This window comes from Streptoalloteichus tenebrarius (assembly GCF_024171885.1).
GTDB lineage: Bacteria > Actinomycetota > Actinomycetes > Mycobacteriales > Pseudonocardiaceae > Streptoalloteichus > Streptoalloteichus tenebrarius.
Window position 1 is genome coordinate 1 of sequence record NZ_JAMTCP010000027.1, and the last position, 22,019, is coordinate 22,019.

General features: G+C 73.9%; 23 protein-coding genes and 1 pseudogene. 17 read left to right on the top strand and 7 right to left on the bottom strand.

The genetic code is table 11. The features are described 5' to 3' along the window. The 3 genes from LX15_RS20735 to LX15_RS32600 form a co-directional block, all read right to left on the bottom strand. Window positions 1-1,637: WXG100 family type VII secretion target (locus LX15_RS20735; RefSeq protein WP_253671284.1), on the bottom strand; the 1,637-nt coding region annotated here is incomplete at its 3' end. A 10-nt stretch (window positions 1,638-1,647) separates the two neighbouring features. Then, a complete protein-coding gene (locus LX15_RS20740; RefSeq protein WP_253671285.1) occupies window positions 1,648-1,974 on the bottom strand; it encodes a hypothetical protein in 327 nt (108 codons plus the stop codon). Further along, window positions 1,971-2,450: a YbaB/EbfC family nucleoid-associated protein gene (locus LX15_RS32600; protein WP_308213500.1), complete on the bottom strand. Its 480-nt coding sequence runs from the start codon at window positions 2,448-2,450 to the stop codon at window positions 1,971-1,973. The genes LX15_RS20740 and LX15_RS32600 overlap by 4 nt, the downstream gene beginning before the upstream one ends. Window positions 2,451-2,714: 264 nt before the next feature. Between LX15_RS32600 and LX15_RS20750 the strand changes: the two genes are divergently transcribed. Further along, on the top strand, window positions 2,715-3,179 hold the full coding sequence (locus tag LX15_RS20750) for a MaoC family dehydratase (protein ID WP_253671286.1): 465 nt from the start codon (window positions 2,715-2,717) through the stop codon (window positions 3,177-3,179). Between the two features lie 12 nt (window positions 3,180-3,191). Here the strand turns inward: LX15_RS20750 and LX15_RS20755 are convergent, their stop codons facing one another. The 3 genes from LX15_RS20755 to LX15_RS20765 form a co-directional block, all read right to left on the bottom strand. After that, on the bottom strand, window positions 3,192-3,851 hold the full coding sequence (locus tag LX15_RS20755) for an adenosylcobinamide amidohydrolase (RefSeq protein ID WP_253671287.1): 660 nt from the start codon (window positions 3,849-3,851) through the stop codon (window positions 3,192-3,194). Continuing rightward, window positions 3,848-4,378 carry a PH domain-containing protein gene (locus LX15_RS20760; protein WP_253671288.1) on the bottom strand — a complete coding sequence of 177 codons (531 nt, stop codon included), beginning with the start codon at window positions 4,376-4,378 and terminating at the stop codon, window positions 3,848-3,850. Before LX15_RS20760 ends, LX15_RS20755 begins: the two co-directional genes overlap by 4 nt. A gap of 107 nt (window positions 4,379-4,485) precedes the next feature. Next, window positions 4,486-5,328 carry a biotin--[acetyl-CoA-carboxylase] ligase gene (locus LX15_RS20765; protein WP_253671289.1) on the bottom strand — a complete coding sequence of 281 codons (843 nt, stop codon included), beginning with the start codon at window positions 5,326-5,328 and terminating at the stop codon, window positions 4,486-4,488. An 80-nt stretch (window positions 5,329-5,408) separates the two neighbouring features. On the opposite strand from LX15_RS20765, the gene LX15_RS20770 reads away from it, so the two are divergent. The 10 genes and pseudogenes from LX15_RS20770 to LX15_RS20805 all read left to right on the top strand — a co-directional run bounded on the left by LX15_RS20770 (window position 5,409) and on the right by LX15_RS20805 (window position 15,268). Further along, window positions 5,409-7,055 carry an acyl-CoA carboxylase subunit beta gene (locus tag LX15_RS20770; RefSeq protein ID WP_253671290.1) on the top strand — a complete coding sequence of 549 codons (1,647 nt, stop codon included), beginning with the start codon at window positions 5,409-5,411 and terminating at the stop codon, window positions 7,053-7,055. 14 nt (window positions 7,056-7,069) lie between these two features. Beyond that, window positions 7,070-7,294: an acyl-CoA carboxylase subunit epsilon gene (locus LX15_RS20775; protein WP_253671357.1), complete on the top strand. Its 225-nt coding sequence runs from the start codon at window positions 7,070-7,072 to the stop codon at window positions 7,292-7,294. A 24-nt stretch (window positions 7,295-7,318) separates the two neighbouring features. Continuing rightward, window positions 7,319-7,447 (top strand): annotated as a pseudogene (locus tag LX15_RS33590) (DUF6364 family protein); the annotation flags it as partial. 136 nt (window positions 7,448-7,583) lie between these two features. After that, window positions 7,584-8,036 (top strand): PIN domain-containing protein, encoded by a 453-nt coding sequence (locus tag LX15_RS20780; protein ID WP_253671291.1) that lies wholly within the window; start codon window positions 7,584-7,586, stop codon window positions 8,034-8,036. A gap of 45 nt (window positions 8,037-8,081) precedes the next feature. Then, window positions 8,082-10,019, top strand: coding sequence for a Xaa-Pro dipeptidyl-peptidase (locus LX15_RS20785; RefSeq protein ID WP_253671292.1), 1,938 nt, complete (start codon window positions 8,082-8,084; stop codon window positions 10,017-10,019). A 178-nt stretch (window positions 10,020-10,197) separates the two neighbouring features. Continuing rightward, window positions 10,198-10,935 (top strand): PadR family transcriptional regulator, encoded by a 738-nt coding sequence (locus LX15_RS20790; RefSeq protein ID WP_253671293.1) that lies wholly within the window; start codon window positions 10,198-10,200, stop codon window positions 10,933-10,935. Further along, a complete protein-coding gene (locus tag LX15_RS20795; RefSeq protein WP_253671294.1) occupies window positions 10,932-12,596 on the top strand; it encodes an MFS transporter in 1,665 nt (554 codons plus the stop codon). Before LX15_RS20790 ends, LX15_RS20795 begins: the two co-directional genes overlap by 4 nt. Window positions 12,597-12,669: 73 nt before the next feature. Then, the gene (locus LX15_RS20800) at window positions 12,670-13,314 is read left to right on the top strand and encodes a Maf family protein (protein ID WP_253671295.1); all 645 of its coding nucleotides are present in this window, start codon (window positions 12,670-12,672) and stop codon (window positions 13,312-13,314) included. Between the two features lie 523 nt (window positions 13,315-13,837). Continuing rightward, entirely contained in the window at window positions 13,838-13,915 is a 78-nt protein-coding gene (locus tag LX15_RS33595; protein WP_372502766.1) for a putative leader peptide, read from the top strand. Between the two features lie 48 nt (window positions 13,916-13,963). After that, window positions 13,964-15,268, top strand: a complete 1,305-nt coding sequence (locus tag LX15_RS20805; RefSeq protein ID WP_253671296.1) for a dicarboxylate/amino acid:cation symporter — start codon at window positions 13,964-13,966, stop codon at window positions 15,266-15,268. Window positions 15,269-15,467: 199 nt separating this feature from the next. Here the strand turns inward: LX15_RS20805 and LX15_RS20810 are convergent, their stop codons facing one another. Then, window positions 15,468-16,193: a hypothetical protein gene (locus LX15_RS20810; RefSeq protein WP_253671297.1), complete on the bottom strand. Its 726-nt coding sequence runs from the start codon at window positions 16,191-16,193 to the stop codon at window positions 15,468-15,470. Window positions 16,194-16,325: 132 nt separating this feature from the next. Here LX15_RS20810 and LX15_RS20815 point away from each other — a divergent pair, with 132 nt between their 5' ends. The 6 genes from LX15_RS20815 (at window position 16,326) to LX15_RS20840 (ending at window position 22,015) form a co-directional block, all read left to right on the top strand. Next, entirely contained in the window at window positions 16,326-18,128 is a 1,803-nt protein-coding gene (locus LX15_RS20815) for an acetyl/propionyl/methylcrotonyl-CoA carboxylase subunit alpha (RefSeq protein WP_253671298.1), read from the top strand. 306 nt (window positions 18,129-18,434) lie between these two features. Continuing rightward, a complete protein-coding gene (locus LX15_RS20820; RefSeq protein ID WP_253671299.1) occupies window positions 18,435-18,827 on the top strand; it encodes a DUF1707 SHOCT-like domain-containing protein in 393 nt (130 codons plus the stop codon). Beyond that, window positions 18,820-19,716, top strand: a complete 897-nt coding sequence (locus tag LX15_RS20825) for an HAD-IA family hydrolase (protein ID WP_253671300.1) — start codon at window positions 18,820-18,822, stop codon at window positions 19,714-19,716. Before LX15_RS20820 ends, LX15_RS20825 begins: the two co-directional genes overlap by 8 nt. 123 nt (window positions 19,717-19,839) lie before the next feature. Beyond that, entirely contained in the window at window positions 19,840-20,394 is a 555-nt protein-coding gene (locus tag LX15_RS20830) for a GNAT family N-acetyltransferase (protein ID WP_253671301.1), read from the top strand. Between the two features lie 536 nt (window positions 20,395-20,930). Next, window positions 20,931-21,545, top strand: coding sequence for a DUF3558 domain-containing protein (locus tag LX15_RS20835; RefSeq protein WP_253671302.1), 615 nt, complete (start codon window positions 20,931-20,933; stop codon window positions 21,543-21,545). 98 nt (window positions 21,546-21,643) lie between these two features. Then, on the top strand, window positions 21,644-22,015 hold the full coding sequence (locus LX15_RS20840; protein WP_253671303.1) for a transcriptional regulator: 372 nt from the start codon (window positions 21,644-21,646) through the stop codon (window positions 22,013-22,015). The last annotated feature ends 4 nt before the right edge of the window (window positions 22,016-22,019 follow it).

Below are 22,019 nucleotides of genomic sequence, written 5' to 3' on the forward strand. Positions count from 1 at the left end.
CCGGGCTGGCCAGGCTGTCCGGGCTGGCCAGGCTGTCCGGGCTGGCCAGGCTGTCCGGGCTGGCCAGGCTGTCCGGGCTGGCCAGGCTGTCCGGGTGCCGGGGACGCGCCAGGACGCTGCGCGCCCGGCGGGTTCGCCGCGCCTGGAGGATGCGCACCGGGGGGGCCGCCGGGCTGGGGCCCAGGGGCGACCCCGCCACCGGGAAGCACACCGACGCCAGGGGCGCCGGCGCCCCCGCCGACGGTTCCCCCGCCGATCGCTCCCCCGCCGATCGGGCCGGGCACCGGCCCCGGCATCGCTCCCGGGACGAGGCCCGGCGCGGGTCCCACCGGCGCTCCTGCCCCCAGAACGCCAGGCGTCACCGTGCCGGGCAGGGGCGCGGGCTGTGCGGAATCCGCCGGGACGCCGACCGCGGGCGGAGGCCCGATCGTCGGAGCGCTCGGCGCGGTCGCCCACACCTGTCCCACCACGGCGGGCGCTTCCACTGCCGGCTGCCCGGACGACGCGCCCACGCCGGGTTCGTCGTGGCGGCCGGGCGGCCCCTCCACGCCTCGGTGGCCCTGCGCCGGGGCCGGGTCGCCCACCACTCCGTGGGCCACGCGCTGGTCCACGCCCCGTACGACGTCCGCGACACCGGGCACCGGCCCGGTGCTGTCCGGGTCGAGCACGGCGAGTCCCGGCGGCACGGGAGGACGCCCCGCCGCCGGCACGTTCCCGGTCGGCTCCTCCGCCGTCGGTTCCACCAGTGGATTGAGCCCCGCTCGCGCGGGGCCGTGACCGTGGGGGTTGCCGCCCCCGGGCACCACGCCGTCCGCGCCGGCCCGCACAGCACCGGCCCCGAGGCCGACCGCGTCGCTGGCGACCCCGGTGGTGATCCCGAGCGCGGCGTCGGTCGCGCCGACAGCACCCGCAACACCGCCAACGGCAACACTCCCGACCCCGCCGACGACGGCGTTCACGCCGTCCCGCACCACGCCGGACGCCCCGTCGACGGCGTGGTGGAGGGCCTGCCCTCCGGCGCCGACAGTCCCGGCAGCGCCGACAGCGCCGGCAGCGCCGTCCACCAGCCCGAGCGGGCCTCCGCCCGGAGCGTGGCCCTGCGGCGAGACCGGCAGCACCGCGTCGGTGACGCTGACGCCGCTGCCGGGCTGCACCGCCCTGGCGAGCACGTCGTGGAGCGCGGCGACGTTGGCCGCCGTCCCCCGCACCGCGGTGTCCAGCCCGAGCAGGGCGTGGGGGTGCCCGGCGGCGGCCGCCTGCTCGGCGGCGTCGCGGTTCCTGGCCAGCCCGACGAGCTGGCGCACCATCTCGACCTTGGCCGCCCCGACCTGCTCGGCGGCGTGCTCCAGGCGGTCGGCGGCGGCGTGGCAGTCCCTGGCCACCGTCGACAGGTGGCCGGAGTCCGGCGCGACGAACGCGTCCCAGTGCCGGCGGGCGGCCTCGGCGGTGTCGCCCTCCAGCGCGCCCACCGCCTCGCGCGCCACGCCGTCGGCGTCCCTGGCCAGACCGTCGATCCCGGCCGCGGCCTCACGCCACGCCCTCGCCTGCTCGCGCATGGCGTCCTCGTCGGCCGTCGGCCACCGCACGCCGGCCGCGGCGGCGACGTCGGCGAGCTCCGCGGGCAGCTCGATGCCCATCGCCGTCCCCCTAGCTCCCGTGGCCGATCGCCCGCGCCCCGTCGAGCGCCGCGTCCTCGGCCGCGCGGTAGTCCCGGGCCGTGGCGGCGAACCGCGCCGCGACCTCGCCGAGCCGTCCGCCCAACGCGCCCAGGCGGGCGACCGCGTCCGACGCCGGGCCCTCGTGCGCGGCGGCGAAGCCGCGGCCGATCTCGTCGCCGCCCCAGCACGCCCCGGTGGCGGCCAACGCGTCGGCCAGGCGCGCGGCGATCGCGTCCGCCCTGCCCGCCAGGTCCTCGAACCGCCGCGCCCGGTCCACGAGCAGCTCGTGGTCGGCGCGGAACCCGTCCGCGCTCATGCCGACCTCCCGTCGTGCGTGTCCTGCAACCAGGTGCGGTCCTCGTTGTCCGGTTCGTCGTCGGCGTCCGGCGCGCGGTGCCGGCCCGACGACGCGGGCGCCAGCTCCTCGGGACGCAGCTCCTCGGGGCGCAGGTCGCCGGTGCCGGCGAGCACGGCGGCGGGGTCGGCGCCGGGCGGCAGCACCTCGGCGACGGTCCGCTCGGCACGGGCGGCGGCCGCCGCGGCGGCGGTCCCGACGAGCCGCACCACCAGGCGGGCCAGCGCGTCGGGCCGGTGCCGCCGGTACGCGTCGTCGGAGAGGGTCAGGTCGACCAGGGCGCCGCCCGGTCCCACCGTGGCGGTGACCGCGCCGTCCTCGCTGGTCGCGGACTCCCTGACGGTCGCGAGCGCCCGGTGCACGGAGGCCAGCCGCTCCCGGTCGCGCCGGTAGGACGCGAGCAGCTCCTCCACCTGGGCGTGGTGGTCGGTCGACACGGCCACCTCCGGTCTGACGGGCTCCAGGCATGGACATGGGTCGGATGTTCGACGGGACACAGTCGGGTTTGGTTCCGCGCGCGCCGGGGAATTCCGCCGACCGTGCCCGGGGTCGCCCGAACGGACCAATCCCGACCGGAGGGGTCCGGCGGGCGGGACCCCGGCCCGAGGACCACACCCCGCGGGGCGGGCGCGACGACCGACGGAGGCCGCGCCCGTCCCGCCTACTCCCCTCACCCGTCCGTGGGATGTCAGGATCGTGCCGTGGCCCACTACGCCTTCGAGGACCTGACGCCCGGCCTGATCATCGACCTCGGCGAGGTCGTCGTGGACCGGGAGGAGATGCTGGCCTTCGCCCGGCGGTTCGACCCGCAGCCGTTCCACGTCGACGAGGAGGCCGCCAGGGACTCGGTGCTCGGCGGGCTGTGCGCCTCGGGGTGGTTCACCGCGTCCCTGTGGATGCGCGCCTACTTCGACCACGTGCTGGCCGACTCCACCTCGCAGGGCTCGCCCGGCGGCAAGGAGCTGTCCTGGCTGGCGCCGGTGCGCGCCGGGGACGTGCTGCGCTGCCAGCTTGAGGTCCTCTCCGCCCGCCGCTCCCGCAGCCGTCCCGGCCTCGGCCTGGTCGAGATCACCGGCACGGCCAACCGCGCCGGTCAGGACGGGGCCGAGGAGTGCGTGCTGCGGTTCACCTTCGTCGGGCTGTTCGGCACGAACGGGCCGGAGTGACGGCGACGCCGGTCATTCGCGGAAGCGCGGGTGGGGGACGCGCAGGCCGGCGCTGACCGCCTGGTGCACCGCCCTGGCGAGCGCGGAGCCCACGCGGGAGCGCGGGCCGCCGTAGGACTCGGCGGGTCCGGTGGCCGGGCACAGCAGCACCACCGCGTCCGTGCAGGTTCCCGTGCCGGGGACACCCGCGTCGAACAACGCCTGCGCCTTCGCCTCCGCCACGGTCGCGACCGCGTTGACCAGCGCCGCGTCGCTCAGCCGAACCGGCAGCCAGCACACCGCGTTGATCGTGCCGGCCACCAGCCGGTCCGGCGGCTCGACCGGAGGGGCGGCCGCCCAGACCGGGTAGCCGACGCCCGTCGTCACGTCGGCCCGGACACCGCCGTCCGCCACGCTGACCGCGTGCCGCACGTCGACGGCGGTGAGCAGGCCCGTGCCCCGCCCGTCCAGCCCCAGCTCCTCGGCCAGCTCCGCGACGTGGACGTCCGGGTCGTCCCGGTCGTAGTCCCGCCAGACGGTCGCGTTGACCACCCAGTGGCGCGGGCCGAGCCCGCCGCCGTGCGGGCCGGAGGAGATCGCCAGCCACGGCGGGTCGCACCGCCACACCAGCAGGGGCCGGCCCGCCACCCACGCCAGCCGGGGCTCCGGCGGCGTGGCCCGCGCGGCGCTCACGCCTGGTGGGGCTCCCACCCCGAGCGGGGGTGGAAGTCGTCGTCCGGGTTGTCGTTGACCTCGCGGTACAGCAGCGAGTGCACCTGCTCCACGTGCGGGATGTCGTCGAACTCGATGGGCTCGTCCGACGCCGACTCGATCACCAGCGTCCCGCAGCCGAAGACCCGGTCGACCAGGCCGTGCTGGAAGCGGACGCTGTTGATGCGCGACATCGGAATGTCGATCCCGCTCCTGCTCAGCACGCCCTCCCGGTACATGACCCGCTGCGTGGTCACCACGAAGTGGGTCGTGCGCCAGCGGACCAGCGGGACGAGGGTGAGCCACACGACCAGGAGGCCGCCCACCGCGCCCAGCCCGATCCACGCCACCGAGTGCCAGGAGGTGTCGCTGACCAGCCCCGCCAGGTAGAGGCCCGCGGCGACCACGACCAGGAAGGCGATCACGGGGACGACGAGCGTCTTCCAGTGGGGGTGCTTGTGCACCACCACCAGCTCGCCGTCACTGAGCAGGTTGTCGGGGTAGGCCACGTCGCTCCTCCCGGGTACCGGCGCACCCTCCTGGCCCGCTCACGCTACCCGGGAGGGGGTGCCCCGACCGGGTAAGACGTGCCCGGCGAGGCGCGTGATCCCCGGCGCTACCCGACCGGCCGAACGTGGACCACGTCCCCCGCGGAGACCGGCACCAGCGCGCCGGAGGCCTCCCTGATCACCAATCGGCCGTCGGCGTCGACGTCGACCGCGGTGCCGTGCAGCGCCCCGCCGTTCGGCAGCTCGACGCGCACCTGTTGACCGACGGTGGCGCACACCTGCCGGAACGCGGTCTGGAGACCGCTGGCCACGGGGTCGCCGGCCGCCTGGCGCCACTGCGCCTCGGCGGTGGCCAGGTGTCGGAGGAAGGCGACCGCCACCTGCTCCCTGCTCACCGAGGTCATGCCCTCGACGGCCAGCGAGGTCGCCGTCAGCCCGCCGGGACCGGTGGCCAGCTCGTCCCTGCGGTGGCTGACGTTGAGCCCGACCCCGACCACGACGGCCGGCTCCGGCTGGACGGACACGACCTCGGCGAGCACGCCGGCGCACTTGGCCCGCGCCGGCCCCACCAGCAGGTCGTTCGGCCACTTCACCGCGGCCTCGATCCCGGTCAGCTCGTCGATCACCTCCGCGAGCACCAGCCCGGTCAGCAGCGGCAGCCAGGCCAGGCGGGGGGCGGGCACGCCGCGTGGGCGCCACAGCACGCTGACGTAGAGGCCGGCCCCCCTCGGCGAGGTCCAGCTCCGCTGCTGCCGCCCCCTGCCGGCCGTCTGCTCCTCCGCGATCAGCACGGTCCGGTCGGCCGCGCCCGCCCTCGCCGCCTCGGCCAGGTCGCTGTTGGTCGACCCCGTCCGGTCGACCACGTCCAGCGCCGCCCAGCGGTTCTGGTCCACGAGCTGCTCGCGCAGCACCTCCGCCCGCAACGGGGCCCGCACCACGTCCGTCGTCACCCGTCCAGCGTGACCGAGCCGCGTGACGTGGGCAACGCCGGGCACGGTCGGGGGTGTGGGCGTGGCTACAGTGCGAGGCCGTGAGCAGCGCGACGGAGCCGATCGGCCAGCCCCCGGCTGTGTCCGACACCCAGCCGGACATCCACACCACCGCCGGCAAGCTCGCCGACCTCTACCGGCGGAACGACGAGGCGGTGCACGCGGGCTCGGCGCGGGCGGTGGAGAAGCAGCACGCCAAGGGCAAGAAGACCGCCAGGGAGCGGATCGACGCGCTGCTCGACCCGGGCTCCTTCGTGGAGCTGGACGAGTTGGCGCGGCACCGCTCGACCAACTTCGGGCTGGAGCGGACCCGGCCCTACGGCGACGGCGTGGTCACCGGCTACGGCACGGTCGACGGCCGGCCGGTGTGCGTGTTCAGCCAGGACGTGACCGTCTTCGGCGGCAGCCTCGGCGAGGTCTACGGCGAGAAGATCGTCAAGGTGATGGACCTCGCCGTGAAGATGGGCTGCCCGATCATCGGCATCAACGAGGGCGGCGGCGCGCGCATCCAGGAGGGCGTGGTCTCGCTCGGCCTCTACGGCGAGATCTTCCGGCGCAACACCCACGCCTCCGGCGTGATCCCGCAGATCTCGCTGATCATGGGGCCGTGCGCGGGCGGGCACGTGTACTCGCCGGCGCTGACCGACTTCACGGTGATGGTCGACAAGACCTCGCACATGTTCATCACCGGCCCCGACGTGATCAAGACGGTGACCGGCGAGGACGTCGGCTTCGAGGAGCTGGGCGGCGGCCGGACCCACAACACGAGGTCGGGCAACGCCCACTACCTGGCCGCCGACGAGGACGACGCGATCTCCTACGTCAAGGAGCTGCTGTCGTTCCTGCCGTCGAACAACCTCTCCGAGCCGCCGGTGTTCGACGCCGAGGTGGAGCAGGGCGCGATCGCCGAGGGGCTGACCGACTCCGACCGCGAGCTGGACACCCTGATCCCGGACTCGGCCAACCAGCCGTACGACATGCACGAGGTCATCACCCGCGTGCTCGACGACGGCGAGTTCCTGGAGGTCCAGCCGCTGTTCGCGCCGAACATCGTGGTCGGGTTCGGCCGGGTCGAGGGGCGCAGCGTCGGTGTGGTGGCCAACCAGCCCACCCAGTTCGCCGGCTGCCTGGACATCGACGCCAGCGAGAAGGCCGCCCGGTTCGTGCGCACCTGCGACGCGTTCAACGTCCCGGTGCTGACCTTCGTGGACGTGCCCGGGTTCCTGCCCGGCACCGACCAGGAGTGGAACGGCATCATCCGGCGCGGGGCGAAGCTGATCTACGCCTACGCCGAGGCGACCGTCCCGCTGGTCACCGTGATCACGCGCAAGGCCTACGGCGGCGCGTACGACGTCATGGGGTCCAAGCACCTCGGCGCCGACCTCAACCTGGCGTGGCCCACGGCGCAGATCGCCGTGATGGGCGCGCAGGGCGCGGCCAACATCGTGCACCGCAAGCGCCTGGCGGAGGCCGCCGAGAACGGCGAGGACGTCGAGGCGCTGCGGGCCCAGCTCCAGCAGGAGTACGAGGACACCCTGTGCAACCCGTACGTGGCCGCCGAGCGCGGCTACGTCGACTCGGTGATCCCGCCGTCGCACACCAGGGGCCACATCGCCCGCGCGCTCCGCGTGTTGAAGGAGAAGCGGGAGACGCTGCCGCCCAAGAAGCACGGGAACATCCCCCTGTGACCGGGAGCGAGGCCATGGACGAACAGCCGAGGCGGCCGCTGCTGCGCGTGGTGCGCGGCACCCCCGACGACGTCGAGCTGGCCGCGCTCACCGCGGTCGTCGCGGGCCTGGCGTCGTCGGTCGGCGGCGGGGAGACCGCTCCTCGCCCCCGCTCGGCGTGGGCCGACCCGGCGCGGCGGCTCCGTCAGCCGTTGCGCCCGGGTCCTGGCGCCTGGCGCGCCTCCGCCCTGCCGCGCTGACTCCACGAAAACCCCGTGGACCACGTGAAAGTCACGTGGTCCACGGGGAACGACAAGGGCATCGCGAGGCAGAATCTGACAGTTCAACTCGACGAGGACGTCATCCGCCGCGCCAAGGCGGCCGCCGCCAAGCGGGGGATGTCCCTGAGCAGCCTGATCGCCCGGGACGTCGAGCGGATCGCGGAGTCCAACGAGCGCTACGAGCGGGCGAAGCAGGTCGCCTTCGACGCGCTGGCCAACGCCGTCGACCGCGGAGGACGGAGCTGGCGCCGAGAAATCTTTACGACCGGTGATTCAGCCCGAACCGACGTTCGTCGACACGAACGTCCTCGTTCACGCACACGATCCCGTGCGTTCCACAGTCGCGCGCGCGTTGCTCGAAACACTCTGGGTCAGTCGCCGCGGAGTCCTCAGCACACAGGTGCTTCAGGAGTTCTACGCCGTCGCCACTCGCGAACTACGACCAGTGATGCCGAAAGCTCAGGCACGAGCGATCGTGGCCGCGTATGGCGAGTGGTGCGAGGTGTCCACAGACCCACTGTTGATCGTGTCGGCGAGCAGGCCTGAGGAGGATCACTCGCTGTCCTTCGGGAACGCGCTGATCGTCGAGGCGGCGTTGCGGTCCGGGGCTCGGCGTCTCGTCTCGGAGGATCTCCAGGACGGGCGCCGGTTCGGCGACCTGGTCGGGGAGAACCCTTTCGCCGGTCCCGAAGACCGACGATCGGGCCTGCCGAAGGCGTGATCACAGCCCGTAACGTGCCGGACACCCTGCTGTGGGAGGTGTTCGGTGCGTCGACTCTTCGTGGGGCTCGTCGCCCTGGCGTCGCTGCTCACGGTCCTGGTCGCGCCCGCGGGCGCGGCGCCCCCGGCGTTCGTGGTCCGCGACGGGGTGAGCCAGCCCGTCCACGACGTGGAGAAGGCCGTGCGGGAGACCGTGTGGGTGGAGATCGGCCTCGACGGCGACCGGGACGGCGTGGTGGACCGGGTGGCGGCGGACATCATCCGCCCCGGTGAGCCCGCGCGACGGGGCCAACGGGTCCCGGTGATCATGGACGCGAGTCCCTACTACTCGTGCTGCGGCCGCGGCAACGACGGCGAGCGCAAGACGTACGACCGGAACGGGCGGCCGGTGGGCTTCCCGCTCTTCTACGACAACTACTTCGTCCCCCGGGGTTACGCGGTCGTGTTGCTCGACCTGGCCGGAACCAACCGGTCGGAGGGCTGCGTCGACGTCGGCGGACGGTCCGACGTCGCGTCCGCCAAGGCCGTCGTGGACTGGCTGAACGGCCGGGCGCGCGGCTACGACGCCCGCTCGGGTGGACGGTCGGTGCTGGCGAGCTGGGCCAGCGGCACGGCCGGGATGATCGGGAAGTCCTACGACGGCACGATCGCCAACGGCGTCGCGGCCACCGGGGTGGACGGGCTGCGCACGATCGTGCCGATCGGGGCGATCAGCTCCTGGTACGACTACTACCGCTCGGACGGGGTGTCGTTCGGCCACGACCCGGTGGGGCTGGCGCGGACGGTGGAGCAGAACGGCGGACGGCCGGACTGCCGCGCGGTGAAGGACCGCCTCGTCGCCGGGGCGCCGGCGAACGGCGACGTCACTCCACTGTGGACGGAGCGGGACTACGTCCTGGGCGCGTCGAGGGTCAGGGCGAGCGTGTTCGCCGTGCACGGCCTCGGCGACCTCAACGTCAAGACCATCCACTTCGGACAGTGGTGGGACGCCGTCGGCCGAGCCGGCGTGCCGCGCAAGGTCTGGCTGGGCCAGGCGGGGCACGTGGACCCGTTCGACTTCCGCCGCGCCGAGTGGGTGCGCACGCTGCACCGCTGGTTCGACCGCTGGCTGCTGGACGTGCCGAACGGCATCGAGCGGGAGCCGTCGGCCACGATCGAGCGACAGCCCGACCGGTGGGTGGACGAGCCGAGCTGGCCGGCTCCCGGTGTCGCGCCCGCCGTCGTGCGGATGCGCCCCGGCGACACCCCCGGACTGGGACGCCTGGGCGTCGAGCCGGCCGGGGCCGGCGCGACCGAGACGTTCACCGACGACCCGGGCAAGGACGAGTTCGACTGGGCGGCGCGGCCCGACCAGCCGTCGTCGGCGCGCCTGCTGTTCACCACCGGCCCGCTCGCCGAGGACCTGCGCGTGGCCGGCACCGGCCAGGTCACGGTGACCGTCCGCTCGTCGACGCCGACCGCCCACGTGTCGGCGGCGCTCGTCGACTACGGGCCGGCGACCGTCCGCGACTCCCTGGGCGCCGGCGAGGGCATCCGGACGCTGGACACCCAGTCGTGCTGGGGGGAGAGCAGGGACGGCGACGACGCCTGTTTCCGCGACACCGCCACGACGACCAGGAACGTCGACCTGGAGGTGTTCGCCAGGGGGTGGGCCGACATCGGCAACCACGCCTCGCTCACGTCCGGGGAGCGCCTCGTCCCCGGCCGGCCGTACACCATGACGTTCCGGCTCTCCACGACCGACCACGTGGTGCCGGCCGGGCACCGGCTCGGGCTGCTCGTCGGCGGCACCGACCGCAGGTTCGTCGTCGCGCCGGCGCGGCCGCCGACGGTGACGCTCGACCTGGCCCGGTCGTCGGTCGCCCTGCCGCTGCTCGGCGGATCGGGGGCCGTCCCGCCCTGGGCCTCGGTGGGCCCGGTGACGATCGACCCGACGCGCGTTCCGCCGAAGCCGGACGTCCGCCTCAACCACGACACGGACTGACCTGATCTGACCTGACCGAAGCCGACGTGGCGCCCGCTTTCCGGCGCCACGTCGGCTTCGCGCTTTTCATCCCGAGATCCGCGTCACACCCCTGAGCCGCTCGACCCTTCGGCGGCCCCTCGTCGCCATATAGTCCACGTGGAGCATTCCTTGCCGACTGATCGATATGGAGTTCACGATGGCCGACCCACCCGAGCGCGCGCTGACCCCGCTGGCGATGGCGGTGCTGGAGCTGCTGCACGAACACCCGATGCACCCCTACGAGATCCAGCAGACGATGCGCGAGCGGCAGACGCACGACCGGCGGATCGCCAAGGTGCGCGTGGGGTCGCTGTACCACACGATCGAGCGACTGAACCGGCTCGACCTGGTCGAGGCGGTGGAGACGACCCGGGAGGGACGCCGGCCGGAGCGCACGGTCTACCGGATCACCGACGCCGGGCGGGACGCCTTCGCCGACCGGCTCGCCGGGATGGTGGCGCTCACCGCCGACGAGTACCCCGAGTTCACGATGGCCGTCGCGTTCCTCCACCAGCTCGAACCGGAGGCCGCCCTGGCGAAGCTGAACGTGCGCAGGACCCACCTCACCGGCGAACTCGCCACCCTGCGCGCCGTGCAGGCCGCGCTCAGCGAGTCCGTCCCCGAGCGGATGTACTGGCTGGACGTCGAGTACCGCATCGCCATGCGGGAAGCCGAGCTGAACTGGGTGACGAGCGTGCTGGAGCGGGTCGACCGCGGGGAGCTGCGGTGGCCGCGGCGGACCGCCGGGACCGCCCCCTCGGACACCGGGAACACCGGGAACACCAGGAACACCGGGGACACCAGGGACACCAGGAACACCGGGGACACCGAGACCGCCGACGCCGGGGGCACCGGTCGAGGCGGGACCGCCGACGCGCCGGAGGACGACCAGTGACCAGGACCCGGAACCCGTGGGTGGTGCTCGGGGCGCTGTGCCTCGGCTTCTTCATGATCATGCTGGACGGCACGATCGTGAACATCGCGATGCCCTCGATGCTGACCGACCTGGGGTCCAGCCTCGACGAGATCCTCTGGGTGGTCAGCGTCTACGTGCTCACCGGCGCGGTGCCGCTGATCCTGGCGAGCCGGCTCGGCGACCGGTACGGGCCGAAGCGGCTGTACCTGGTGGGCCTGGCGGTCTTCACCGTGGCGTCGGCGTGGTGCGGCCTGTCCGGCAGCGTCGGGATGCTGGTGGCGGCGCGGGCGCTCCAGGGCCTGGGCGCCGCCCTGCTGACCCCCCAGACCTCGGTGTTCGTCGCGACGCTGTTCCCGCCGAACCGGCGGGGCGCCGCCTTCGGCCTGTGGAGCGGCGTCGCCGGCGTCGCGACGCTGTCCGGGCCGCTGGTCGGCGGGGTGCTGGTGACCCACCTGAGCTGGGAGTGGATCTTCTTCGTCAACGTCCCCGTCGGCGTGGTCGGCCTGGTCCTGGCCGCCGTCCTGGTCCCCGACCTGCGCCCCGGCGCCGCGCACAGCTTCGACCTGCCGGGGCTCCTGCTGGTCACGACCGGGCTGTTCGCGGTGAGCTTCGGCCTGCTGGAGGGCGAGCGCTTCCACTGGGGGACCGTGGTCGGCCCGCTGAGCATCCCACTCGTCCTCGCCGCCGGCGTCGTCCTGTTGCTGCTCTTCGTCGTGCAGCAGCGACGCAACAAGCACGAACCCCTGGTGCCGATGACGCTGTTCGCGCACCGCAACTTCGGGTTGGCCAACGCCGTGGGCCTCGGCGTGAGCTTCGCGATGATCGGCATGATGCTGCCGGTCACGCTCTACCTCCAGGCCGTGCTCGGCCTGTCCGCGGTCACCGCCGGCCTGCTCAGCGCCCCGACGTCGGTGGTCGCCGGTCTGGTCGGGCCGTTCGCGGGCCGGCTGGCCGACCGCGTCGGCGGCAAGTACCTGCTGCTGTTCGGGCTGGTGGCGTACGGCGCGGGGTTCGGGACGGTGTGCGTGACGGCCGAGCCGGACAGCAACCCCTGGACGTTCCTGCCGGCGCTCGCCGTCGCCGGCGTGGGCATCGGGTGCGTGTTCACGCCGATGGCCAACGTGGCGATGGGCTCGATGGACAAACGCCTCGCCGGTTCCGCCTCCGGCGTCTTCAACACCACGCGGCAGGTCGGGAGCGTCCTCGGCAGCGCCGCGGTGGGCGCGTTGTTGCAGGCCCGCCTGGTCAGCGCCCTGCACGACGAGGCGACGGCGCGGTCCGGCCAGCTCCCGGAGGCGCTGCGGCGGCGGTTCGTCGAGGGCGTCGACCAGGTGGCCGGCGGCGGCGTCGACCTCGGCGGCGCGGCCGGACCGAAGCTCCCGTCGGACGTGCCACCCGACGTGGCCCAGACCCTCGGCCGGCTCGGGGCCGAGGTGTTCCAGCACGGTTTCGTCGCCGCCATGCGCCACACCATCCTGCTCCCGATCGGCGTCCTCGCGATCGCCGCGCTCTGCTGCCTCGCCATGGTCCGCCGCCCTCGACAGGACCACCCGGAGCGGGGTGGCGCTCCCCAGGAGCCGAGCCACGGCCCGTCCGCGACGGGCGCGGCGCCACTGAGCGGAGCGGCCCGCCCGTCCTGACCACCACGCCCCACCGCGCCGGGCCCGCTCCCCCTCGGGGGCGGGCCCGGCCGGCCTCGTAGGCTCGACAGCCATGCGCCTGGTGCTCGCTTCGGCATCCCCCGCCCGGTTGGCCGTGCTCCGCGCGGCCGGTGTGGACCCCGTGGTCGTCGTCTCCGGCGTCGACGAGGACGCCGTGGCCGCGTCGCTGCCCGACCCCACGCCCGAGGAGCTGGTGACGGCGCTGGCCATGGCCAAGGCGCGGGCGGTGGTCGACGCGACCGGCGACGAGCACCGCGACGCGGTCGTCGTGGGCTGCGACTCGATGCTCGTGGTCGACGGCCCCGACGGCCAGGAGGTCGTCGGCAAGCCGGGCACCGTCGAGCGGGCCCGGCAGCGGTGGGCCACGGTCGCCGGCCGGACGGGCCACCTGGTCACCGGGCACGCCGTGGTGCGGTTGCGCGACGGCGCGGCGGCGGCCGAGGTCGCGGGGAGCGAACGCACCCTGGTGCGGTTCGGCGCCCCGACCGAGGCCGAGCTGGAGGCCTACCTCGCGACCGGCGAGCCACTCGCCGTGGCCGGCGGCTTCACCCTCGACGGGTACGGCGGCTGGTTCGTGGAGGGCGTCGACGGCGACCCGTCGAGCGTGATCGGCATCAGCCTGCCGTTGACCCGGCGGCTGCTCGCCGAGGTGGGCGTGAGCGTCGTCGACCTCTGGCGGCCGGCCTCGGCCTCCTGAGCCGGCCGGCGCCGCCTCGCCGGCGGCGCCTCGCCGGCGGCGCCCTGTCAGGACTGCCGTGTCGGTGCCGCCTCACTGCCCTGTCGGTGTCGCCTCGCGGACCGGTGCCGCCTCGCCGACGACGACGGCGACAGGCTCTCCCGACACTCTGTCTTCTCTTCCCTTACTCCGTCTTCTCTTCCTTCTCTTCTCTCCGCGACTGGCTTCTCTTCTCTCCGCGACTGGCTTCGCGGCCCGGCCGGGCTCACTCCACCGGGCCGCGCGGCGACGTGCTGTCGCGCCAGTCGCGGCTGATCACGCCCTCTCGCGTCACGCCTGACACGCCCGCTCCGTCCCGTACCCCGGGGGTTCTCCGCTCCGCGGCGACCTGAGGCACCCCGGACCGGACGTAGCGCAAAGGGGCGATCACCTTCCGTGGGAAACCCAGGGAAATTCCCCCAAGATCAATTACGGCCAGTGAGCGTTCTCACCCGATCGCCGGTAGGGGAACAGTCAACCACCGCCTAGGGTTTCACCGAGCGTTATGAACTCTGGATGGCTTCTCACCGAGCGCCTGCACGTCGACCTGCGACGGCAGGCCAGTGCCATCTGTCCGGCCTGAGCCCACCCCACGCCTCCCCTCACCCACCCGTCACCCACGGAGTGAGCCGTGCTCAGCGCCCTGAAGAAGGTCCCGTTCAGCGTGCAGGTGATCGCCAGCCTCGTGCTCGGCGTCGCCCTCGGCCTGCTGGCCAGATCCACCGACGCCGCCTGGCTGTCCACCACGCTGGCCACCGTCGGCAACACGTTCGTCCAGCTCCTCAAGCTGGCCGTCATCCCGCTGGTGTTCACCGCGATCGTGGTGAGCATCGCCAACCTGCGTGACATCCAGGGCGGCCCCAAGGCGGTCGCCCGCCTCGGCGGCAAGACCCTGCTGTGGTTCGCCGTCACCTCGCTGGTGGCGGTCCTGATCGGCATCGGAACCGGCCTGATCACCAACCCCGGCCACGGCGTCACCCTGCCGATCGACCAGAACTACAAGCCCAAGAGCACCGGCGGCTGGCTGGACTTCCTCAAGGGCATCATCCCGACCAACCCGGTCGCCGCCTTCGCCAACGGCGAGGTGCTCCAGATCGTCTTCCTGGCCATCGTCGCCGGGATCGCCGCCTACAAGGTCGGGGAGAAGGCCGAGCCCTTCCTCCGGTTCAACCGGTCGCTGCTGGAGATCGTCCAGAAGGCGCTGTGGTGGGTCATCCGGCTCGCCCCGCTGGGCACCCTCGGCCTGATCGGCAAGGCGACCGCCCAGTACGGCTTCGAGCTGCTGCGCCCGCTGGCCACCTTCGCCGGCGCGGTCTACATCGGCTGCGCGCTCGTGCTGTTCGTGGTCTACCCGGTGCTGCTGCGCACGTTCGGCCGGGTCAGCCCGGTGAAGTTCTTCGCGAACGCCTGGCCGGCCATCCAGCTCGCCTTCGTCTCCCGGTCCTCGGTGGGCACCCTGCCGCTGACCCAGAAGATGACCACGGACAACCTGGGCGTGCCGCGCGAGTACGCCAGCTTCGCCGTGCCGTTCGGCGCCACCACCAAGATGGACGGCTGCGCCGCGGTGTACCCGGCGATCGCCGCGATCTTCGTGGCCCAGGTCTTCGGCCAGCCGCTCGGCATCTGGGACTACGTACTGATCGCGTTCGTCTCGGTGGTCGGCTCCGCGGCCACCGCCGGCCTGACCGGCGCGATCGTCATGCTCACGCTGACCCTGTCCACGCTGGGCCTCCCGCTGGCCGGCGTCGGCCTGATCCTGGCGATCGACCCGATCCTCGACATGATGCGGACCGCCACCAACGTGGCCGGCCAGATGGTCGTGCCGGTGCTGGTCGCCCGCAGCGAGGGCACGCTGGACGACAATGTGTTCGCCGCGCCGCGGCGGGACGTCTTCGCCGACGGCGAGCAGGGCTCGGTGCAGCCCGCCGCCGCCTGACCCGAACCCCTCCGGCCGCCGCCGTCCGCGCCCGTGCGCGGGGCACGCTCCCCGCGCACGGCGACGACCAGGGTGAGAGAACTCCCTGGTCATCGCGGTACGGCGGCGGTCGTCGTCTGCCAGGAACCAGCGACACCGGCGGTCGGGCAAGCCCCGCGTGGGAGGGCGGCCCGCACGGCCCTCCCCCGCAATCACAGAGCTAGTAGTCACACGGCACGAGCTGCTCCGGTCGCGGAGCCACCTGCGGCCAACCAGGGAGCTGCTCCCTCGCGGGCGCGACGGACGTGCAGCCCACGTCGTCGCCGTCGAGCCCCTGCACCTGCGCGACGACCTGACGGCAGTCCGGGCCGGCGGCCAGTCCACAGGCCCTCCGCACCGTGACCACGTCCGGCAGCCCCTCGGGCGACCGGACCCGGGCCAGCTCCAGGTAGCCGGCGTCGGAGTCGTACACGGTGTCGACCCGCGACCACGACCCGGCCTGGCCGACGAACACCTCGGCGAACAGCTCGCCAGCCGCGTCGGCTCCCCTGACCACACACACCGGCCGCCCGAACTCCGCGCACCACAGCGACTCCGGCGTCAGCCTCGCCCCGAGCTGGACGGTGTTCGTCTCGAACACGGTGGTCCCCAGCGGGCCGGTCATCCGGACCCGGCCGCCCCCGCCCCCGGGGTCTCCGAGCAGCTCGACCCGGTCCCCGCCAACCGTGGTGGAGGACAGGGACCGGCACGGCCCGCTCTCGCACCGCAGCGCGGCCTCGACGGCCGGCGAGCCCGACCGCGCGCCGGCCCCGGGGCCGCCGTCCCGAGTACCCTGACGGAGCACGGCCGCCACCACCAGCGCGGTCGTCGTCACCGCGGCCGTCACGCACATGGCGACCACCACGGAGCGGGCCGGTCCTGCCGAACCGGCGGGTCCAGCGGGCACGACCGTCCCTCCTCCGCTCCGTGACGTGAGGCGGCTCTCCGTCTGCGCGCCCCCGGCTGACCATAAACTCGCCCGAAGTCGCCCGCGCAGCAGGACGATGAACGTGGGACGTGCGACACGAGGAGGTAGGGCGTGCCCGAGCCGGCCGCGGAGCACAGCAGCAGCACGCTGAGCAAGGTGCTGATCGCCAATCGGGGTGAGATCGCCGTCCGGGTGATCCGCGCCTGTCGGGACGCCGGCCTGGGCAGCGTGGCTGTCTACGCCGACCCCGACCGGGACGCGCCGTTCGTCCGCATGGCGGACGAGGCGTTCGCGCTCGGCGGCGCCACCGCCGCCGAGTCCTACCTCGTCATCGACAAGATCATCGACGCCGCGCGGCGCTCGGGCGCCGACGCGGTGCACCCCGGCTACGGCTTCCTCTCCGAGAACGCCGACTTCGCCCAGGCGGTGCTGGACGCGGGCCTGGTCTGGATCGGGCCGACGCCGCAGGCGATCAGGGACCTCGGCGACAAGGTCACCGCCCGGCACATCGCCACCAGGGCCGGCGCGCCGCTGGTGCCCGGCACCAAGGACCCGGTGTCCGGGCCGGACGAGGTCGTGGCGTTCGCCCGCGAGCACGGCCTTCCGGTGGCCATCAAGGCCGCCTTCGGCGGCGGCGGGCGCGGCCTCAAGGTCGCCCGCACGCTGGAGGAGATCCCCGAGCTGTACGACTCGGCGGTGCGCGAGGCCGTCACGGCGTTCGGCAGGGGCGAGTGCTTCGTCGAGCGCTACCTCGACCGGCCCAGGCACGTCGAGGCCCAGGTACTCGCCGACCAGTACGGCAACGTGATCGTCGTCGGCACCCGGGACTGCTCGTTGCAGCGCCGGCACCAGAAGCTGGTCGAGGAGGCGCCCGCGCCGTTCCTGACCGACGAGCAGCGGCGCACCATCCACGAGGCCGCGCGGGCCATCTGCCGCGAGGCCGGCTACCACGGCGCCGGCACGGTGGAGTTCCTGGTCGGCACCGACGGCACGATCTCCTTCCTGGAGGTCAACACCCGGCTCCAGGTCGAGCACCCGGTCAGCGAGGAGACCGCCGGCGTCGACCTGGTGCGGGAGCAGTTCCGCATCGCGGCCGGCGAGAAGCTGCGCTTCGACTCCGACCCCGAGCCGCGCGGCCACTCGATCGAGTTCCGGATCAACGGCGAGGACGCGGGCCGCAACTTCCTGCCGGCGCCCGGCGCCGTCACCCGGTTCGACGTGCCGTCCGGCCCCGGCGTGCGGGTGGACGCCGGCGTCGAGGCCGGCAGCGTCATCGGCGGCCAGTTCGACTCGCTGCTGGCCAAGCTGATCGTCACCGGCGAGGACCGCGCGCAGGCGCTGGAGCGGGCCCGGCGGGCGCTGGACGAGATGGTGGTCGAGGGCATGGCCACCGTGCTGCCGTTCCACCGGCTCGTGGTGCGCGACCCCGCCTTCACCGCCGAGGACGGCTTCCGCGTGCACACCCGGTGGATCGAGACCGAGTGGAACAACACGGTGGAGCCGTTCACCGGGGGAGCCGGGACCGACGGCGAGGAGGCCGAGGCGCGCCAGACCGTGGTGGTCGAGGTCGGCGGCCGGCGCCTGGAGGTCTCGCTGCCCGGCGACCTGGCCCTGGGCGCGGGCGGTGGCGCGGCCGCCTCCGGCGCGAAGGCCAAGCCGCGCCGGCGCGCGGGCGGCAAGTCCGCCGCCGCCGTCTCCGGCGACGCGGTGACCGCCCCGATGCAGGGCACCATCGTGAAGGTCGCGGTCGAGGAGGGCCAGCAGGTCCAGGCCGGCGACCTCGTGGTCGTCCTGGAGGCGATGAAGATGGAGAACCCGGTGACCGCCCACAAGGCCGGCACGGTCACCTCGCTGGCGGCCGAGCCCGGCAGCGCGGTCAGCCAGGGCACCGTCCTCTGCGAGATCAAGGACTGAGGCAGCTCGGCCGTCGGCTCCGGCTGACCGAAGCGGCAGAAGCAAGACAGCCGACACGAGTTCGAACGGTGGGGCGCCCCTGCGGGACGCCCCACCGTCGTCTTCCGTCGACTTCCATCGTCTCGCTCTCCGTCGTCTCCTGTGGTCCTCAGTTGTCTCCCGTCGTCTTCCGCCGTTCCCTGTCGTCCCCGTCCGTCTCTCGTCCCCGTCCGTCTCTCGTCCCCGTCCGCCTCTCGTCCCTGTCGCGGCCCGACGGCCTGGCGGGCGTGAGCGGTGGCGGACCCGCCCGGACGTACCATCGGCGACGTGGACGACAGTGGACGGACGCCCGACATCCGCATCGGCGACGCTGAGCGGGAACGGGCCGTGTCCGCGCTGTCCGAGCACCTCACAGCGGGCCGGCTGGAGATCGCCGAGTACGACGAGCGCTGCGCCAGGGCGATGGCCGCGCGGTACCGGGGCGAGCTGGCCGCGCTGTTCGCCGACCTGCCCGAGCCCAGGCCGATGGCCCCGCCGGCGCTGGTGAGCCCACCGCCCCCGGCGCCGCCCACCCCGAGGCGCGGGGGCCGGTCCTCCGCGATCGTCGCCCTGGCCGCCGTGGCGGGACTGGCGCTGGTCCTCCGCCAGTGGGCGCTGTTCGCGCCGCTGGCCGTTGTCGTGATCATCCTCGTCATCCGCGCCGGGAGGCGGAGTGGCTGACCACCACCCCACGTTGCTGTTGCTCGATCTCGACGGTGTGTTGCGGCGGTTCGACCCGGACGACGCGGTCGAGGACGCCCACGGCCTGCCCAGGGGGTCGCTGGCCTCGGCCGCGTTCCACCCCGAGGTGGCCAGGCCGGCGCTCGTGGGCGAGGTCGACGACCTCGGGTGGCAGGAGGCCATCGCGCGTCGCCTGGTCGACGGGGGCGCGGCCCCGGAGGTGGCCCGTTCGGCGGTCCGCGCCTGGCGTCGGACCGGGTCGGTGGTGCCCGAGGCGGTCGAGCTGGTGCGCATGGCGCGCCGGCGCTGTCGGGTGGCCCTGCTGACCAACGCCACCACGGCGCTCGGCGCGGACCTCCGCGCGCTCGGCCTGGACCGCGAGGTCGACGCGGTCGTCTCGTCGCACCGGCTGGGCGTGGTCAAACCCGAGCCGGAGGCGTTCCGCCGGGCGCTGCGCGTGTTGCAGCACTCCCCCACGCGCACGCTGTTCTGCGACGACGCCGCCGAGAACACCGACGCCGCCGCGGGGGTGGGACTCATGACGGCCCACGTCCCGGACACGGCCGCGCTGCGCGCCGCGCTCGTCGCGCACGGTCTGCTGGACGCCACCGGTGGCCCCGGCAACGGCAGCGCCCCGGTGGCGTCGGGCGTGCTCGTCGTGCTGCCGGACCGCGACGAGGCCGAGGAACTCGCGGAGGAACTGAGCGCCGACGGCTGGTCGCCCTGCACGGTGCACCGCGACATGCTCGCCGGCGAGGACGACGCCGAGGACGTCGACTGGGTGGTGCTGGTCGAGACCGCGCCGGACGGCCTGCCCGCGTCGTGCTGGCGGGACGCGCTCGACCGGGCGGCCGAACAGCGCGACGGGTTCACCACCGAAGCCGACTGACCAGACCCGAGGCCCGTCTCTCCGGCTCTCTGAGCCGTGAGCGGCTGTTGTGGACGGCCGGCCCCCGCCCACGGGCTGGTTCGGGGGCGTGGCCGGGGAGGCGCGCTGCGTTAGGGTCGCCGCGTGGAGCCCGTCGAGATCAACGCCGGCACGTGGTACCTCCGGGGACTGCGCGTGGACCGGGCTTTCGACGACAGGCCCGCCCTCGTCGCGGCCTTCGCGGACGCCGATCACCGCCGGCACGTCACGGACGATGCCGTGGAGGACCTGGATTCGGCGGGCGCGTACGTCGCGCGCCGGGCCGAGGAGTGGGAGCGGGACTCGCGCTGCTCGTGGGCGGTGGCCGACACCGTGAGCGGCGAGATGCTCGGCGAGGTCGGGCTGAAGGACCTCGACCTGGCGCGAGGCACGGCCGAACTGGCCTGCTGGACGCGGCCGGAGCACCGGGGGCGCGGGATCATGACCACGGCGGCGCTGGCGGCCCTCCGGTTCGGGTTCGCCGGCCTCGGGCTGCGCCGCGTCGCCTTCCGGCACTCCGCCGACAACCGGGCCGCCCACCGACTGGCCGAGAAGTGCGGGTTCACAGTGGACGATCGACTGCCCGGAGCGGCGGTGGTTGACGGCGGACGCCAGGACGTTCTGGTCTGGTCCCGCCAGGCGAGCACCCCGGAGAGCTGATCAGCGCCCGGCCCGCACACCCTCCCCAGGACAGCCCCCACCCGCCCTGGGGGGCGAGCCCCGCTCCAGCCTACCGGCGAACGCCCCTCGCCCGGGGAACACACCGGCCGGCTGTGGACAACTCCGTCGCCTGTGGACAAACTCATCGCCCGACAGGGCGAAAGGCTTGACATCCCGCCGAACACGAGCCAACACCCAACACCCATCGCCGGGAGCCGGGAGCCGGGAGCCGGGAGCACGATCACCTAAGGACAGCCCCCACCCGCCCTGGGGGGGCGACCCCACGACCAGCCTATTGCCTCCAGATCGCCGGGCCAAGGCACGAGCCGTCGCCTGTGGAGGAATCCGGGTGACTGTGGACAACTCCGCGGGCAGACCCCGCCCGAGCATCGGCAGGGGGTGGCGGCGTCACCCGGACCAACGATGACCACACCAACTCTGACCAGCGGAAACACCGCGCGATTGGCCCGGTCGAGCGTCGTCCGGAGAAGTGATCCTCGATCACTTCTGGCACGTGCTCCGCTACCGTACGCGCCATGCGGAACGGGTGGCCGACGACGGGCGGAGCGCGGGCCGTGCTGGCCGTTCTCCTCGTCGCCGCCACGGCCGGGTGCACCTGGGCGAGCAGCAGCGCGCGCTCGGACGGCACCCCCAGGGTGGCCGATCCCCCGCTCCCGGCCACCACCACCCTTCCCCGCTCGCCACGGCCGACGGAGATCCCGCTCGACACCGTGGACCCGTGCGGCGTCCTCACCCCGGACCAGCGCCGCCAGCTCTCCCTCGACGGCACACCCACGCCGTACGCCGACTCCCGGTTCGCCAACGCCAGGGCGTGCAGCCTGCGCGACGGCGCGCACGGCCTGGTGGCGCGCCTGGCCGTCGTGACCGACCAGGGCATCGAGGTCTGGCACGACGACACCGCGCAGGTGGACGCGGAGGGCGTCCAGGTCAACGGATTCCCGGCCCTCGTCGTCCGCACCCCGGGGCAGGAGACCTTCTGCAACGTCGAGGTCGACATGGCCGACGGCCAGTTCCTCGACGTCCTGCTCAGGGACGGCGGCAACCAGAAACCCCCGCCCCGGGACGAGCTGTGCCGGGGCGCGCGGCGGATCGCCGAGGCGGCCGTCGCGTCACTCCGCGCCACCCGCTGATCACGACTACTCCGCGTGAACGTCACGCACACCACTCCCCATCGTCACTCTGTGTGGATAGAGTGACCTCGCTTACGTGTCGTCCCGGGAGGGCAGCAGTGCCGACGCGCCCCGAAACCGGCCCGCCGGCCGGACAACAGGACCCCGCCGCGAACACGTTGCGGGTCGAGCCGTCCTCGATCCCCGAGCTGCGCCGCGCCTTCGAGGCGGCGTTGAACCGCCTCGACCCGCAGGTGGACATGGCCATCACCGACCTGAGGATCCGGCCGTGGGCCGGCGACCCGGTCAGCGCGGAGGCCGCCACCGAGTTCAACCGGGCCTCCGTCGACAGCGGTGAGGGCGCGTTGAACGCGCTCCAGAGCTACCAGCGCCAGCTCAAGGCGGCGGCGGACGCCCTGCGGGACGCGGAGGCGCAGTACCGGGCCACCGAGGGCGACAACGCGGCCCTGTGGGGCAAGAAGCAACGCTGAACGC

What these genes read in the sequence shown, in the direction of transcription:
- LX15_RS20740 (WP_253671285.1), bottom strand. Translation starts at nt 1,974, where the DNA reads ATGAGCGCGGACGGGTTCCGCGCCGACCACGAGCTGCTCGTGGACCGG.
- LX15_RS20775 (WP_253671357.1), top strand. Translation starts at nt 7,070, where the DNA reads ATGGACGAACAGCCGAGGCGGCCGCTGCTGCGCGTGGTGCGCGGCACC.
- LX15_RS20790 (WP_253671293.1), top strand. Translation starts at nt 10,198, where the DNA reads ATGGCCGACCCACCCGAGCGCGCGCTGACCCCGCTGGCGATGGCGGTG.
- LX15_RS20800 (WP_253671295.1), top strand. Translation starts at nt 12,670, where the DNA reads ATGCGCCTGGTGCTCGCTTCGGCATCCCCCGCCCGGTTGGCCGTGCTC.
- LX15_RS33595 (WP_372502766.1), top strand. Translation starts at nt 13,838, where the DNA reads ATGAACTCTGGATGGCTTCTCACCGAGCGCCTGCACGTCGACCTGCGA.
- LX15_RS20835 (WP_253671302.1), top strand. Translation starts at nt 20,931, where the DNA reads ATGCGGAACGGGTGGCCGACGACGGGCGGAGCGCGGGCCGTGCTGGCC.